This window comes from Acidobacteriota bacterium (assembly GCA_028874215.1).
GTDB lineage: Bacteria > Acidobacteriota > UBA6911 > RPQK01 > JAJDTT01 > JAJDTT01.
Genome location: JAPPLF010000097.1, coordinates 41,143 through 56,609, shown reverse-complemented (window position 1 = coordinate 56,609; position 15,467 = coordinate 41,143). Strand labels below are relative to the sequence as shown.

Below are 15,467 nucleotides of genomic sequence, written 5' to 3'. Positions count from 1 at the left end.
GGGCACTCCTGTTTATTTTGCTGGGGGTTCTGATCGGGGGTCGAGGCCTGTCCGCCCCTGTGGGATCGAGCGGTTTCCCTCAAGCAGGATCGCACTCGGGACAAAGTGACGATCGATTTGTCTCTGTGATGCAGGAGGGGCAGTCAGCATTCAATCAGAACCGTCTCCGTGAGGCAGCGGATCAGTTTCAAGAGGCAACCCGTCTGAGGCCTGACAGTGCGGATGCCCAGTTCCGTCTCGGCATCACTCTCGCCGCTGCGGGTCGTTTTGCAGAAGCTTACACGTGCCTGAAGACGGCCGAGACCTTGTCCCCATCGACGATCGACATCCTGGTGGCACGGGCACAGATCGAAGCCTCGCTGCAGGAGTTTCGAGTGGCCCGGCAAACCATTTCGCGCGGCAGAGGTCTGGTTTCCAGCGATCTTCGACTGGACTTGCTGGAACTGCAGATCGATCTGGATGAACAGAAGATTCTGCAGGGTTTCGAAAAGGTCGAGAGGATTTCGCGTCAATATCAAGACCATGCGCCGATTCTGGGTCGTCTGGGAGCGGTCTTGCTGGGTGCGGGTTTTTACGAAGAGGCCGCGGCCAGATTGTGGAGGGCTCACCAGCTCGATTCCTCGCAGCCGGCTTACGCGCTGGTGCTGGGGGAAGCTTGGCTACAACTGGACAAATTTCAGGAGACAGGAGACCTGCTGATTGCGCTGCGCCCTCAACTCTCGGGTCATCCTGATTTTCATCGCCTGCTGACGCGTGTCAATCTGGGCCGGAAAGACTATGCGGCTGCGGAGCGGGAAATCCAGAAAGCCCTCGCGCAGGAAGCTGAAAATTTGGAAAACCATCTCCTCCTGGGCTCGGTTCGTCTGGGGCTCGGCCGCACTCGGGATGGGCTGGCCGTGCTAAAGAAGGTATTGATGGCCGGCGCTGGCTCGCCCGAAGTCCATGATCGGGTGGTGTCGGCTCTGGTTGAAGGGGTCGAGTCCTCGACAGCTCAGCAGTTTATGAGCCGGCTGTTGGCCCTGAGCCCGGACCACCCGCTGTTTCTCTCGGACTTGGTCAAGCTGAGCGTCCTGGGTGGCGATAAGGGAAAAGCCCGCCACTACCTTCGTCGCCTTTCCCGTCTGAACCTCCCTCGAAAGGCGATCCACCTGGAACTAGGGCAGTTTCTATATGAGCAGCAGGAGCAGGATCTGGCCTTAGGCCAGTTCTTAAGGGGAGAAACCGAGATTCATTCCGCTCCGGAAGCCAAACTGAATATGGCGATTTTGCAAAGCCAGGGCGGAGCTTACTCGGACGCCCTTCGCCATGCCCTTGAGATCCTGAAGAATGAAGCGGTGAGGCCAGATCTGAAGGGGGCTGCAGCCACTGTGGCTGGGATCAGCTATCTCAACACCAAACAGAAGCAAAAGGCAATCGAACATCTCCAGTTGGGGGTGAGACTGGCTCCTGGGATCGGAAGGAACTATCTGGTTCTGGCTGAATTATTTCGGGAGGGACAGGAGTTCACAGAGGCCATTGAGGTTCTGGAGCGAGGGTGCAAGACAATACCCGATTCGACGGATCTCGTGTTGCACCTCGGACGCACTTATAGTGCTGCGGGTGAATATGAACGGGCTACGGCTATTCTCCGCCAATTGATCGCGCGGAACGCTGCTCAGGTGGAGGCCTATATGCCTCTGGCTCAGGCCTACGAATCCATGGGACAAGTGGATGAGGCCATTCAAGTCCTCCAAACCAGGAATGAGCGTCCACCCCCGGATGTGATGGTCTCGACGGCGTTGGCCGGCTTCCTCTTCCGTAAGGGAAAGCCTTACTTCGTTCAGGTGCTGGCAGAGCTGGACGAAGCGGAGCAAATTCGGGCGAGCGACCCGGATATCTATCTATTGCGCGGACGAGTCTATCGGGCTCAAGAACGCTTCGAAGAGGCAATCCAAGCCTTCCGCCGTGCGCTCGAACTGGACCCGTTGTCCGAATCCGCCCACTACCAGTTGGCCCTGGCCTATCGGGATGCCGGAAGACTGGAATTGTCGTTCCGGCGGCTTGAGATCCTCCAACAGCTGACTCCTGCAAGAGATCGTACCCGCTCGCCGCAAGAAGCTTCTCCGGTCTCGGCGAGCGAGGTCAAGGCAGGCAGTGGCAATCCCCTGCGGTGAGCCGAGATTTGGCTCAGACGAATATCACGGGTGTAGAGATGAGAAGATTTTCGGTGGCCGGCAGTGTGGCCCGCGACTACGTTTGCAAGGCCAGTTCCATATTTCCCAGATGAGCCACGAACTCGCCTGTGATATCGGCAGAAGGTTCAGGACTCTTCGTCATTTCGTAGTCGTAGGCATTCAGGACGCTCCACCAACCCGTCTCGCTTTGCAGGGCCAGTAATCCTTCCTGCACAGCCTCCGCAATACCACGATCCCTGGGATCTCTCGTCAACCGATACGTCCAGGCCGCCCCCCACCCAATTTTCCCGCTCTGAGGCTGACGATAAACGTCCTTGGCGCAATATCGGGTCGCCTCCAGGAATTGTTGAGCCAGTTTCAACCATTGCTGCTCACCGGTGGCGGTATGCAAGGAGGTTAGAAACGCAGCGGCAATACCGTACTGGTAATAACGTTGACTCACCTCCGCCGTGGATACGCAATACTCTTTCGCTCGATCTTCCGGAAAGTCTGCGACGAGTCCGTCACGAGAGTGCCAGACGAAACAGAGTCGTCTCGACAGGTCAGGTTGCTCGTCGTAGAGGTTTCTCATCCAGCTCCCGGTTGCTCGCGCCAAGTCCAATCGGCCTCCCCATACGCACGCAATCCCGGCCATGGCTGTCGTCATGATCTCTTGAGAGCCCTCTCCTTGTTCTCGTCCTTCAGCGGTCGTAAAGAATCCGCCACTGCGGCTATCGTGGAAAGTGGAGAGGAATCTCAGGATTGGATAGGCGACATCGAACCGACCTCTTGCCATGGCCGCCACAATGATCCAACCATGGGCGTAAATGCGAAAATCTTCGAACCATGGGCAGCCGGTTCCGTCCAGGTCGCCATTTTCTTTTAGAAATCTGCCGGCGAAGTAGTCGAGCATTCGTTCCGTGGCAGCATTGTGACCTGTCACCGCAAGACCGTAGCAGACTTTGTAGTAGTCACTCAGGCTTGAAGCGTGACGTAGCGAGCCGTCTTCCCGCATTTGAGCCTTCAGCCACAAAGCTCCCTTTTGGGCAGCTGAATCGCACGCTGGCCTGGAGACCTCGGAGTGGTCCGCCGCCGTTGATTCTTTACTCATCGATTCGTCCCTCCCTCAGATATCAGGTATCGGTGCCAGACATTCCGTAATCCGTAACTATCCAGTCAAGCCGATTCGTCCTCCTCAACCCGCTCTAATTTGAAGAACACGGGTCTGAAACCATCCGTGCAGCAAGTCACGAAGACCCCAGGTTTTACACCGACCATGTTGCCCCCACGGGCCAGAACCACGACGTATTTCTGAATGTCCGTCCACGCCCAGTCGCTGAAGCCGTCAGGCATGTGCCCATCCGAGAAAAACTCCTGGCCCACCGCAAAATCATGGCAACAACCACGTGGCTTCCACTCAAAGCCATCCGTGTAGGCATCGACGAAGTCTTGATTGAAGGTTTTGCGCAACACGGTAATCCGGACCTTCTTCGCTTTCACAAGTGAATTCCCTCCTGCGAACGGAGCCTCTCCCCCGAATCATCAATTCATTCTCAGGAGCCTGCGGGCATTGCCTCCGGAGATGGCCTCTTTTTCGACCCTGGTGATTCTGGCCGATGCCAACTTGGCAAGACTGCAGGCCGGGTATAGCAGAGGCAAGCCGCTGCCGAACAAGATCTTCTCGGCGCCGATACGATGAACGGCGTCTTCGAGGGCGCGAAACCCTTGCATTCCGGAGATTTCGAGAGACGTTGTGCCGGCGCCGCACGAGGTCGTAGGCCCAAAGGGTCTTACTGTAATTCACCCCGGAAAGAATGAACGTAAGACGGGGATGGCGCGTGACGACGGCTTCAATCGTTCCCGTATCCAGCTCGGGCAATCCCCATTGCATGATCGCCCGGATCGGCAGCACCACAGAGAGCGAAAGCTCCTGTGCCTTCTGGAGGATCACTGAAGATCCGGCGAGTCCGGTCAGGGAATAGGACTGGTGCTGAGGGTAGAGCCTGATCCCCTTGACGCCCGCCCGTTTGTAGCTTTCCAGCTGTCGCACCAACTCGGACGCCGGAAGGATAGGACTGATCGACACAAAGGCCACAAAACGGTTCGGGTTGTGCGTGGCGGCCTGGATGGTTTCTTCGTTTCCCAGTTTCCAGTCCGAGAGAATCGAACGCGTGGCGCACACGGCCAGGACATCGATCCCGTGCCGGTCCATGAGGGTCAGCACGGATTTGGGAGTCTGATGACGAACCTGCCAAAAGGGCCACGGACCGAGGAAGCCGTTTAAGTCGAACAGCATGGGGACTCTTTTCAAAGGCTCGGAGAGATGTCCAAAATCCGGGCCAGGTTGGGGCCCAGGATGAGATCCTTCGCCTTGGAGGTGATGTCCGAACCCGTTATTTTCGCTTTCTGTACGGCCGGGTCGAGCAATGGCGAATCGGTCCCAAAGACGATCCGTTCCGGACCCAATTCCTGGACCGCCAGTTCCATCTGGCCATATGAGGTGTCCGACTGGGCCGTTTCAAGGTAGACGTTGGGGTGGAGCTTGGCCATTTCGATGGCATCCGACCACTCGTTGGGAGCGATTCCGTTGCCGGCGCCCATATGGGCAAGCAGGATGGTCGCCTCTGGCACGGCTTCGGCAACGCGGGCACAAGGGCCGGCGACAGCATGCAAAAGAACGGGGACATGCAGATCCGCCGCCGTTTCCAACAGCGCCGTCCAGCCGGGCAGGTCCGCTGGGTAAGTTGGTCTGGTTACAAGTTCTCCAATCCCTTTCATTCCGTAGTACTCGACGGCGCGTCTGATCTCGTCGAGTCCCTGCTGCCCAAAGTATGGACTGGGAAGGGCGGCGAACCCGATCACCCTGTCCGGGTAACGTTGCATTAACTCGTAGACAGCTTGGTTGCCTTCCTTCATGTCCAATGTCAACGACAATGTGGACGAGACGCACAATTTGTCGATCCCCGCTGCATCAGCCGCTGTCAGGGTCTCTTCGAAAGAGATCTCGCGCTGGCCCCACATGCCCATGTAGCCGGCGTGGACGTGGGCATCGACGACTATGGGTCGGGGGCTTGGCTCGGCAGCAATTCGACGGCTGACCCATCCGGATGCAAGACCGCCGAGGCAGCCAGTCAAAAACCCTCTTCGGTTCACTTTGTCCTCAATCCCACCCTTGGGAATTTCGAAACAGGTTTCAATCTCCTCACCGCCGGCAAGGGGCTAATCAACCACGAAAAGATCCGGACTCTCCGTCGTCAGGAGTTCGTGACCGGATTCGGTGATGACCAAAAGGTCCTCCCAAACCAGAGGACCATCCTCCGGCAGGAAATAGGGCTCGCTGCTACAGACGATTCCCGGTTCCAAGACCGTTTCATCCCAGGGGGCGACCCTGGGAGGCTCACCCAAAAGCATGCCCATTCCATGCCCCACGATGACTCCTGGATTCGGAAGTTTGTGTCGGCGACACTCGGCGACATAAACCTCATAGACTTCGGCCGTGCTCACGCCGGGACGAAATAATTCCACCATTTTGTCGTTCAAATCACGCAGCCTTTGGTACAGGTCCTGCTGCCGGTGACTCGGACGGCCTAGAACGGCCAGGCGATCGTAATCGCAACTATAATCCTGCACCCAGCACCCTCCGTCCAGACAGATGAGGTCCCCCATTTCGAGCGGCCGGCCCGTGGGCACTCCAAATAGTGGAATTTCCGGTTGCAGCGGACCCGCCGCCACAAACCCGAACGACGGGCGGTCACCCCCCACCTCGAGGATTTCCCGGAAGAAGCGATTCAGGACCTGCCCATCCGTCATGCCGGGCTTTAACTGGGCGAATGTCCGCTGCCGTGCCTCTCCCGTGATCTCAGCGGACTGCTTCAATAACTCCAATTCGGCAGGTGACTTTCGCATGCGCACCTTCCAGATTGGATCCGAGGCATCCCGAAACTGCGCCTCCGGAAGTCTCGCGCGCAGCCGCTCGAAGTCTCCAACGGGCATCCCCATTCTGGTGTCATGCCCCAGCTCTGCACCGATTCTGCCACGCTCCAGACCGCGTTCTCGAAGGAGATCCGCCAATTCGGCAAATGGTGCACAACCATAAGGAACTTCGTCGGAAGTCGTATACGTTCTCACCTCTGAGATGGGCGAATTGACCCGGGTGTCGACGACTCGAGAATTATGGATCAGTACGACCGGATCTTGGCTGACGGGGATCAGAACGAAGAGAGGGCGGGTCTGGATCAAACGGGGCAGGAGGGAACGGATGCCGGCAAAGTAGGTGATGTTGTCGTCCCCGCTGACCAGAAGGGCGTCCAGACGGGCAGTCTGCAATTCTGCTCGAATCCTGTTCTGACGTTGTTGATATTCTTCGGGAGAAAACAACATTGCAGATCTCTTCGAGGAAACTCCTGTCACCGAACCCGCATGCCTTCTGTCCGGTTCGAGAATTCTGGAGGGAACCCGCACCGACTCACCCCAGAAAACTTCGGCCAGAAGTTATTTTCTTTGATAATTTATAAGAAAATCGGGAGGAAGAAAACGGCAGTGTGGTTGTGGGTTCCGCATTTCCCGTTACTTGAGACCCGCGTTTTCATTGCGACATGAAGGAGCTGACCTTCCAGGGAAAAATCGGGAAGCAACCAATAGTCAGGGCCGGTCTTGGTCCGTAGCAACGGGGGATGGTCCGCATGAGGATCACTATACTGGGTACCGGGTCGCCGACACCCTCGGTCAAGCGTGCCGGTTCCGGCTACCTGGTGGAAACGCCGTCAGAAGTTTTTGTGTTCGACTGCGGGCCCGGTTCCTACCGGCGTTTTCTCGAGACGGGGAAACAGCCGACCGAGGTCACACAACTCTTTGTGACCCACTGGCACTACGATCACTGCACTGATCTTCCCCACTATGTTCTTCAGCGCTGGGATCAGGGGGCAGGGAAGATTCCCGAGTTGAAGATCTATGGTCCCCGGCCGATCCAACGAATCGTGGAAGCCTTGTTTGATAGGGACGGGGTATTCGATTCCGATTTGCAGGCCCGGACCAGGAACGAAGCCAGCGTAGCGCTCTACCATGCCCGTGGCGGCACGGGGACAAGAGAACGGCCGCGGCCCGTCATTGCCGAGGCGGAGCATGGGGCCGAGTTTCGGGGAGACCATTGGACGGTTCGGTCCATTGAGGTCCCCCATGCTCAGCCGTATCTGCGGTGCTTGGCCTATCGTTTGGAAACGGAGGAGTACACTCTGGTTTACAGTGGAGACTCAGGTCCGACCGATCGCATGGTCTCCTTTTCGGAAGGTGCTGACGTTCTCATTCACATGTGCCACTTCCTCACGGGCACGGAGTTCAACGAGGCCATGGCGAGGGGTTGCGGGAGCCCCGGAATGATCGGCAGACTGGCCCGGGACGCGGGTGTCGAAACGGTCGTTCTGACTCATATTACGGGACAGATCGACAGGCCGGGAGTGCGAGAACAGGTCATCTCGGAAGTTCGTGAGATCTTTCGGGGCACGGTCATTTTTGGAGAAGATCTGACTGTCGTCTCCCCCGAATCGATTGGTCTCGCAGAAGCACCACTCTAAACTCGAGTCTCGACGTGACGGACGGGAGACTGTTTCGGGCTTCCGGGAAGAACGAAGGGAGGATGGATAGAGAAATGGACGCATCTTTCACCAACAGTCGAGAAAGTCTGGAGCGTGCGAACCGGGTCCCGGAAAGCCATTGGTACGGTCTGACCCGCGCCCAACAGATTCGTTCCATCGAGTTGGAGGGTTTTGTCGTCATTCCGGATCTGCTGAGCGAGGAACTGATGGAGGAAATCCGCCGGGAGATCTCCAGAGTCACGACCCGGCCGACCGATTACAGCGACCATCAGCGAAGCTGTCCCAATCTGCAGTGGACCGACTCGCCTCGAACGACGTCGGTGATCGCCTTTCCGGCCACGGTAGGGTTCTTGGAGGAACTCTTGGGCGACGAGCTGATCTGCACCTCCTGCACCTACACCGAATCCAGGCCGGGTCACCCGGGAATCGCCATTCACACCGATTCCCAGCCCTACGGCTCCAAGATATTCGGAGTCCAGGCCAGCTCGCCCTGTTTGGTTCGCGTTCTCTATTACCTGGACGATCTCACTCCGGAGTGCTCCCCGTTCAAGGTGATCCCGCGCTCCCACCTTTCGCTCCACCGCGATGCCAACCCCTACAACCGCTATCTTTCCCACGACGATGAGTTGATGGTGACCTGCCGAGCCGGCTCGGCAGCGATCATCAACCAGAAGGTGTTTCATGCCAACTTTCCCAACTACAGCGACCGGACTCGCCGCATGCTGGCCATCGCCTACCGGCCCACTTGGGCGGGTCCTATAGAAGACGTTCCCGACCGCGACCCGGAGAGGGTGGCGGGTCTCCCTCCGGCCGTCCGAAAGTATTTCAGGAGCCTCAACACGCGGAACATCGATTTCGATCTGCCGAACCGCCCGGACAACATGGCGAAGCATGCAGCGGGCATTTCCCCCGGCCGTTGGAGCTGATCCATCCTATTGGGGGACAGGACTCGGTCATTCCTCGCCGCGGATCGAAACGTACCTTGCCCCGGACAGGAAAGACTCTGATGGAAGATGGTGCGATGTGGGGTTTCATAGCGGTACTGGTTCTTTTATTTTCCGGTTCCTGCGGTCCGGGAGGCGAACCGGGTGGGGCTCCTCCGGAGACGGCGGGTTCGGAAAGACCGGAGTGGCTGGACGAGGAGCCCATCATCATCGTGGGGGGCTGGGACGACATGCTGCTCTTTCGGCGGCGGGTGGGCAGTCTGAGGGAGTGGCACGACGAGGCGTACGAGCAGGCCCACACCGAGGAGCGGGTCCTCCAGTTGAAGGAACTGGGCGTCACCATGGCCGTGCTCCACTTCTACAAGGGCTTCGGGCTCGAGGCCGAGGCGGAGCATCTGGCCGACGCCCGCAAGTTGGCCGAACTGTGCCGCAAGCACGGCATCCGCGTGGGCGTCTACGTCGGAAGCACCGTCGCCTACGAGACTTTCCTCCTGGAGAAGCCGGAGGCCGAAGCCTGGTTCGTGCCCGACTACATGGGGCAGCCGGTTCACTATGGACGGACCCAGACGTTCCGCAAGCGGGTCTACTTCGCCCATCCCGGCTACAAGGAGTACATCCGGAAGGTGGTCCGCATGGCGGTGGAGGACTTCCAGGCGGACCTGATCCACTTCGACAACACCAGCACGCAGGCCCGCAGGCCCATGTTCTTCCATCCCCTGGCTATCCAGGACTTCCGGGAGTTTCTGGAACGCAAATACACGCCGGAGGCCTTGAAGCGGCGCCTGGGATTCAACGATCTCCGCTACGTCACCCCGCCGGCGCACGAGGCCCCTCTCTCCACCATCACCGATCCCCTCTTCCAGGAGTGGGCCGACTTCCGCTGCCATCAGTTGACCGAGTACTACCGGGAGATGAAGGAATACATCCGCGGGCTCAATCCGCAGGTTGCGGTGGAGAACAACCCGCATATCGGCATGTCGGGCGTGAACACCGTCTGGGAGCAGGGGGTGGACTATCCTCGTCTCCTGGAGCATACGGACATCGTCTGGACGGAGGAGGGCAACGACGCCGGGATCAGCCCCGACGGGGTGCTGATCTCCAAGATCCGGAGCTACAAGACGGCCACCGGCCTGGGAAACAAGATCTTCAGCTACACCTTTCGGACTCCCCTGATGGTGGCCGAAGCCATGGCCTACAACCGGGGTTGCCTGGGGATGGTGGGAGGCATCCAGGAATATCCCGATCCACCGCCGGCACATCGGCGCTATATTCGCTTCTACCGGGACCGGTTCGACCACTACCGGAAGCCGGAGAGCGCCGCCGACGTGGCCGTGCTCCACTCCTACGCCACCATGGCCTTCAACAACGACCGGCCCTACCAGAGCACCTATCTCTTCGAACAGGCCCTGATCCAGGCCAAGGTCCCCTTCGACATCGTCTTCGACCGCCATCTCTCCGATCTCTCCCGCTACCGGGTTCTGGTCCTGGCGGACCAGGAGTGCCTCAGCGACGAACAGATGGACCAGATCCGCGACTTCGTGAAGCGGGGAGGGGGATTGGTGGCCACCGAACACACCTCTCTGCTGACTCCGTGGAGAAGCCGCCGCCTCGACTTCGGACTGGCGGATCTCTTCGCCGTCCAGGCGCCGGAATTCGTGCCCTGGCCCCCTCGGCCCGAGGCGATTCTCGCCATCGATCCGGTCCGGCGCCGCGAAGGGGAAGGCCGGGTGGTTTACCTGCCGGAGGTGAAGCCGTCCGTGGAGAAGCCGGCCACGGAGCCCATGAAAAGCCAATATTGGCACCTCCCGGTCAACTGGGAGGAAATGGTGGAGTTCGTCCGTTGGGCGGGGGGCAACGATCCGCTCTTGGAAGTGGAGGCCCCGCTGACCGTCACCGCCGAGTTGCTGCGCCAGGAACGGGAGAACCGCCTGCTCCTGCATCTCGTCAACTACGGAGTGAAAGAGAACCCGCTGGTCCGGGACCTGCAGATCAACCTCCGATCGGGGACCGGGACGGTTCGGAAGATCTACACCCTGTCGCCCGACGGGGGAGAGATCTCCGACCTGGAGTTCCGAGCCGAAGGGAATCGGATCCGGTGCACGCTGCCCCGGCTGGAAACCTACACGCTGGTGGTGATTCAACTCTGAACGCTGGAGCGCGTATCGGGAGCGAGGAAATCCAGGAGGTTTTCTTCACGCAGGTCAGAATCGGAGCCGCTTCAGCGGCACTCGCTGGAACCCTTCCTCACCTTCGACCACCCGGATCAACTGATCCGAACTGACCTCACCGAGACGCTGGGTCTTGCCCGTCGTGGGCCAGAAGATCTCGACCTCGCTGGCCGAAGTGGCCTGACCGAGACCGATGGTCTGACGCAAGGGGTTGCACCCGAAGCTGCCTCCACTGTTGACGTGCCGGTAGATTGATCGACTCGCGCCCCCTTCCATGATCCGCACCCGGATCCGGGCGCCGATGGCGGAAGCGTTGGACTCGCGGCCCACCAGTTTGATGGCAAGCCAGTGGTTGCCGGTGCCCGGGTTCTCGTAGAGGGCGTCGCTGTAGCCGTCCACCGGGAAGGCGCCTCCCATCTGCTCGAAGACATCCAGGTCGCCGTCGTTGTCGAGATCGGCGAAAGCGACGCCATGACCCTTCTGGAGATGACCGAACCCGCCGGCGATGGTCACGTCCTCGAACCGTTGCCCACCCTGGCTCAGGAACATGAGGTTGGGGACGATGCTGGCGAGACTGGGATCCCCGGTACCCAGGTAGAAGTCCAGCCAGCCGTCGTTGTTCAGGTCTCCGAAGTTGGACCCCATGGGCTGCATGGGTACTTCCAGATTCCGCTCGCGGGCCACGTCCCGAAAACCGCCTTGTCCGTTGCCCTCGTAGAGACGGGCTTGTTCGAATTCCGGGGGGAGCCCGATATGGTGACGGGCCTGGTGGCCGATGTGCCCCGCATAGCTGGAGACGAACAGGTCCAGATGGCCGTCGTTGTTGTAGTCCCAGAACCAGGCCGGGAAGCTCTCCTCCGGATCTTCCACCTTCAGCTTGGCCGTGACGTCCTCGAAGGTTCCGTCTCCCCGGTTCCGGAAGAGCCGGTTCGGGTCCCGGTAGTTGGAGACGTAAAGGTCCGGATAGCGGTCTCCATCGTAGTCTCCCCAGGCGACCCCCTTGGTGAAGAAGTAGTTCTTGACGCCGGCCTGCGCGGCCACGTCCTGAAAGGTGCCGTCCCCCTGATTCCGGAACAGTTGCCAGGGCGCCCGGTAATCCCCCAGGGATTCGTTTCCCACGAACAGGTCCAGATCGCCGTCGTTGTCGTAGTCGGCCCAGCCGGCCACCTGAGTCGGATAGGAGACCTCGGCCAGTCCGGCTTCGTAGGTGACGTCCTGGAAGGTCCCGTCTCCGCGGTTTCTCAGAAGTGAGTTGGGCTGCTCTCCCTCCTTGCCGGACCATGCCCCCCGCAGGACGAGGACGTCCACGTGGCCGTCGTTGTCGTAGTCGGCCTGCAGCAGGTTGAGGCCGCCCCAGATGCCCTCCAGACCGGCTTCGCTGGAGATCTCCCGAAAGGTCCCGTCTGCGTTGTTGCGAAAGTAGACCATGGGGCCGCTGAGATCCCAGGTTGAGGTCAAGATGTCCAGGTATCCGTCCCCGTCGAAGTCGTCCACGATGGCGCCGCCGGCCAGATTGAAGCTGTCCAATCCCAGTTTCTGGGAGATGTTGCGAAAACGTTGGAACGGGATACGGGTCTGAAACTTCGATTCGGGAATCCGGTAGCGGGCCGGCACGCCATCCGGATATTGGTCCAGCGTCATGTAGGCAACGTTCAGGAGCCAGAGGGAAGGAAAGTAGTATCCGTAGTCCTTTCCCGAAGGAGAAGACTCCAGCACTTCCGTGAAATACCGGATCGCCTGGGTGGACCCCTCCGGTAGGGCGTGGATCCCTTCTCCCCGAAGCGGGAGGATGCAGCGCTCGGCGCCGTGTTGAACGACACAGTTCTGGGTCTCGCCCATCCGCATGTAGGCCACGCCCAGTTCGAAGATGGTCTGGTCCACCTTGGACCGCTGGAGCCGGTCGCGGACACTGGGAAGGAGATTGTAAGCCGCCTTCAGGTGCTCGATGCCGGCCTTCTCTTCACCGAACCGGACCTCGGCGACTCCCAGTTCCAACAGCACGTTCCACCGGTTCAGGTCCATCCAATAGGAGGGAGTCCCGGGGACTGAAGGGCTCTGGTTCAGTTCTTCCAACTGGCGGCGGAATTTGCGCACGACCCCATCACCCAGGTAAAGGTCGCCCGCAGCCGCCCTGTCTGCCACCTCCCGAAGAGTTTGGAGCATGCGGCGATGCCCCGGGGATTGGTCTTGATCCACCGCGTGGCCCCTTTTGTGCTGCCCGGCTGTTTTGGAATGGTGATGGTGGGGCTTCTTGGGATCCGAGTTCTGGACCGGGTGGATGTCTTGGGGGTGGCCCAGAATGATGGCTGCAACCAAGGCGGCGCGGACGGCTGCTCCGGAGAAGCCGGCGGTGGCGCGCCTCGCCGTTGGCGGCCGTATTCCACGAGATGCAAGCATGAGCTTCCCGGGTTAGCTGGGAATCTCCCAGTAGGAGCCCTGGATGCTGGTGACCCCGTCCGGTTCTTCACCGTAGTAGACGGTGAACAGATGCCCGGGCCGGTACTCGATGGTCACCGGATAGCCCAGGTTCCGGTTCGGGAAATCGCCACGGATCAGGTATTCCTGCCCGTAGTCCCAGGATTGGCCGTTGTCCCGGCTCTGGCAGGCCCGGATGCCGAAGGGAGAGCGGCGATGGCCGTAGGTGACCAGCAGCCGGCCGTCCGCAAGGCGCAGCAGATGTCCCGGGTAGCCGAAGATGGGGGTCTTGCGCACGGGTGTCCAGGTCGATCCCCCGTCGGAAGACTCGCTCTGGTGAAGGTAGCGCGTGTGGCTTCGCATCATGGCCACCACCTTGCCGCTGGGGAGAACCGCCGCCGTGGGTTCGGACAACATGCCGTCTCCCGCATTCGCGACGGCCACCGGCGGGGTCCAGGTCAATCCACCGTCCCGGGACCGCACCGCGTAGGCCGTGTGATTCAGCGGGTGGTCCGCGGTGACCATGAGGACGGTTCCGTCCTGCAGTTGAGCCACGCCCCGGGGCGTGTAGCCTCCGATGTAGGGTTCGGTGGGAATCCGGACCGTACGGTCCCAGGTCCGGCCTCCGTCGGAGCTCAGGTGGACGTAGCAGCCGCTGTTGGCCCGGGCCCAGGGGTAGAGGCTCCGGTCAAAATCGGAGTCGGAAGCTGCCGGCAGCCAGCCCTGCTTGCGGCTGGTTCTGAGCCAGATCTTTTCTCCCTGGGAGGCGAGTTTCCGCCCCTGCGCCAGGGGATACCAGAGGAACTGCCACTGGTTCAGGACCACCGTCCCGTCCTGAAGTTGGGCCAGGCCCGGACACTCCACCCCGTACCAGTCCCAGTTGGGAGCGGCCTCCGGAGGGCTCCAGGTGCGGCCCTCGTCGTCGGAGCGGGAAACCAGGTTGTGGAAGTGGGGATCACCCGGCGGATGGGTATACGGTTTGATTTTCTGGCACTCGTTGAAGGCGGTGACCCACTCCCCGTTGGCCAGGCGCACGATGGAAGCATGGGAGCAGTAGGCGAAAGGGTCGCGGTAGATGATGATGTCCCGGCGGTTCGGGGCCGGCTGCGTGTGGGGATTGGGCTCGCCGGGATCGCCGTTGTATTGGGCTGCGGCCGAAGCCGTGGAGAGGACCGCCGCCAAGGCGCTGCCCCGTTTCAGAAACTCTCTTCGTTGCAATGATTCCTTGAATGACATGACTTTTCAAAGTCTAACTCGGGTTTTCGGAGGTCGGCAACCTGTGGGCCTTGCCCAACCTGAATCGCGAGATCCGGTTCACCCGCTATTGATAAGGGCGAGTCGCTTGCTCCATCGACGATTCCCTGCGGATGACCTGGGCATGACCAATTGCGGCCGGAATTCACGGCAGTCTTCGGAAGGGGGACCCGTATTGCGGCCGCTGGGCATCAGTTCGAATCGATGACGAGGTCCGTCAGCGTCACCACATCGCCCCCGTGAACGGTCGTTTTCATTGCATTCGCGAAGCGGATATCCGCCGTCACGAGTGTGGCGCCGATGCGATGTCCGAGCGCGAGATACACGCAATCATAGACGGGCCGCTCAAGTTCGAGCGCGAGCCGAATCGAGTCCGCGCAAACACGTTCGTCGTCGGACCAACGGAGTGGCATATCGGTCACGGCCGCCGCAAGCAACCCGGCATCGCCGTGGCGTATCTCACCTAGCCGAACCTTGCGCCACAGCGCATTGGCGACCTCAGATGCCAGCAGGCGTGGAGCATGCAATTCATGGCTGCCTAGAAGCAGCCGGTTCGCCGCTTCAGTATCCTCTTCCGCGACCAGCCACTTGACCGCCACGCTGGCGTCGACGACCAGACGCATCAGACCACCCGATGTCCTCTATCCCGATCCTGCCGAATGAGAACCTCGGAGGGAGTCTGGTTCCGTCCCTGGGTGCGTTCCCTGAGTCGCACTGCCAGATCTTCGAAGGATTTCCGTTTCGCCGCCATCTGATCCTCAGAAGCCGCCGAAAGGATATGCCGGATTTCACTTTCCAAGGACCGATGATTTGCGACGGCACGCCGCTTGAGACGTTCCACGACATCCTGATCCAATCGGCGCACGTGAACGGTTGCCATGTCGATTGCCTAGAGCGAATGAAAGCATAATGCTATCAAATTTTGCCACGATCTGGTCGCGA

Annotated in this window: 13 protein-coding genes; 4 read left to right on the top strand and 9 right to left on the bottom strand. The window is 60.0% G+C overall.

Going from position 1 to position 15,467, the window contains the following annotated elements:
* Positions 1 to 128 precede the first annotated feature (128 nt).
* Positions 129 to 2,153 carry a tetratricopeptide repeat protein gene (locus tag OXT71_19535; GenBank protein ID MDE2928581.1) on the top strand — a complete coding sequence of 675 codons (2,025 nt, stop codon included), beginning with the start codon at positions 129 to 131 and terminating at the stop codon, positions 2,151 to 2,153.
* Positions 2,154 to 2,229: 76 nt separating this feature from the next.
* On the opposite strand, the gene OXT71_19530 is transcribed toward OXT71_19535, so the two are convergent.
* The 5 genes from OXT71_19530 to OXT71_19510 all read right to left on the bottom strand — a co-directional run bounded on the left by OXT71_19530 (position 2,230) and on the right by OXT71_19510 (position 6,533).
* Entirely contained in the window at positions 2,230 to 3,168 is a 939-nt protein-coding gene (locus tag OXT71_19530; GenBank protein ID MDE2928580.1) for a hypothetical protein, read from the bottom strand.
* 161 nt (positions 3,169 to 3,329) lie between these two features.
* Positions 3,330 to 3,653 carry a TIGR04076 family protein gene (locus OXT71_19525; protein ID MDE2928579.1) on the bottom strand — a complete coding sequence of 108 codons (324 nt, stop codon included), beginning with the start codon at positions 3,651 to 3,653 and terminating at the stop codon, positions 3,330 to 3,332.
* Between the two features lie 42 nt (positions 3,654 to 3,695).
* Entirely contained in the window at positions 3,696 to 3,884 is a 189-nt protein-coding gene (locus OXT71_19520; protein MDE2928578.1) for an amidohydrolase family protein, read from the bottom strand.
* 576 nt (positions 3,885 to 4,460) lie between these two features.
* Complete coding sequence (locus tag OXT71_19515) at positions 4,461 to 5,306, bottom strand: amidohydrolase family protein (GenBank protein ID MDE2928577.1); 846 nt, start codon at positions 5,304 to 5,306, stop codon at positions 4,461 to 4,463.
* Between the two features lie 66 nt (positions 5,307 to 5,372).
* On the bottom strand, positions 5,373 to 6,533 hold the full coding sequence (locus OXT71_19510; protein ID MDE2928576.1) for a Xaa-Pro peptidase family protein: 1,161 nt from the start codon (positions 6,531 to 6,533) through the stop codon (positions 5,373 to 5,375).
* Between the two features lie 302 nt (positions 6,534 to 6,835).
* Here OXT71_19510 and OXT71_19505 point away from each other — a divergent pair, with 302 nt between their 5' ends.
* The 3 genes from OXT71_19505 to OXT71_19495 all read left to right on the top strand — a co-directional run bounded on the left by OXT71_19505 (position 6,836) and on the right by OXT71_19495 (position 10,835).
* Positions 6,836 to 7,723 (top strand): MBL fold metallo-hydrolase, encoded by an 888-nt coding sequence (locus OXT71_19505; GenBank protein ID MDE2928575.1) that lies wholly within the window; start codon positions 6,836 to 6,838, stop codon positions 7,721 to 7,723.
* Positions 7,724 to 7,797: 74 nt separating this feature from the next.
* Positions 7,798 to 8,670 (top strand): phytanoyl-CoA dioxygenase family protein, encoded by an 873-nt coding sequence (locus OXT71_19500; GenBank protein ID MDE2928574.1) that lies wholly within the window; start codon positions 7,798 to 7,800, stop codon positions 8,668 to 8,670.
* 80 nt (positions 8,671 to 8,750) lie between these two features.
* Positions 8,751 to 10,835: a beta-galactosidase trimerization domain-containing protein gene (locus OXT71_19495; GenBank protein MDE2928573.1), complete on the top strand. Its 2,085-nt coding sequence runs from the start codon at positions 8,751 to 8,753 to the stop codon at positions 10,833 to 10,835.
* Between the two features lie 54 nt (positions 10,836 to 10,889).
* Here OXT71_19495 and OXT71_19490 read toward each other — a convergent pair whose 3' ends face one another.
* The 4 genes from OXT71_19490 to OXT71_19475 form a co-directional block, all read right to left on the bottom strand.
* Positions 10,890 to 13,019: a CRTAC1 family protein gene (locus OXT71_19490; protein ID MDE2928572.1), complete on the bottom strand. Its 2,130-nt coding sequence runs from the start codon at positions 13,017 to 13,019 to the stop codon at positions 10,890 to 10,892.
* A gap of 246 nt (positions 13,020 to 13,265) precedes the next feature.
* Positions 13,266 to 14,507, bottom strand: a complete 1,242-nt coding sequence (locus OXT71_19485) for a sialidase family protein (protein ID MDE2928571.1) — start codon at positions 14,505 to 14,507, stop codon at positions 13,266 to 13,268.
* A gap of 209 nt (positions 14,508 to 14,716) precedes the next feature.
* Complete coding sequence (locus OXT71_19480) at positions 14,717 to 15,148, bottom strand: type II toxin-antitoxin system VapC family toxin (GenBank protein ID MDE2928570.1); 432 nt, start codon at positions 15,146 to 15,148, stop codon at positions 14,717 to 14,719.
* Positions 15,148 to 15,405 carry an Arc family DNA-binding protein gene (locus OXT71_19475; GenBank protein ID MDE2928569.1) on the bottom strand — a complete coding sequence of 86 codons (258 nt, stop codon included), beginning with the start codon at positions 15,403 to 15,405 and terminating at the stop codon, positions 15,148 to 15,150. The genes OXT71_19480 and OXT71_19475 overlap by 1 nt, the downstream gene beginning before the upstream one ends.
* Positions 15,406 to 15,467 lie beyond the last annotated feature (62 nt).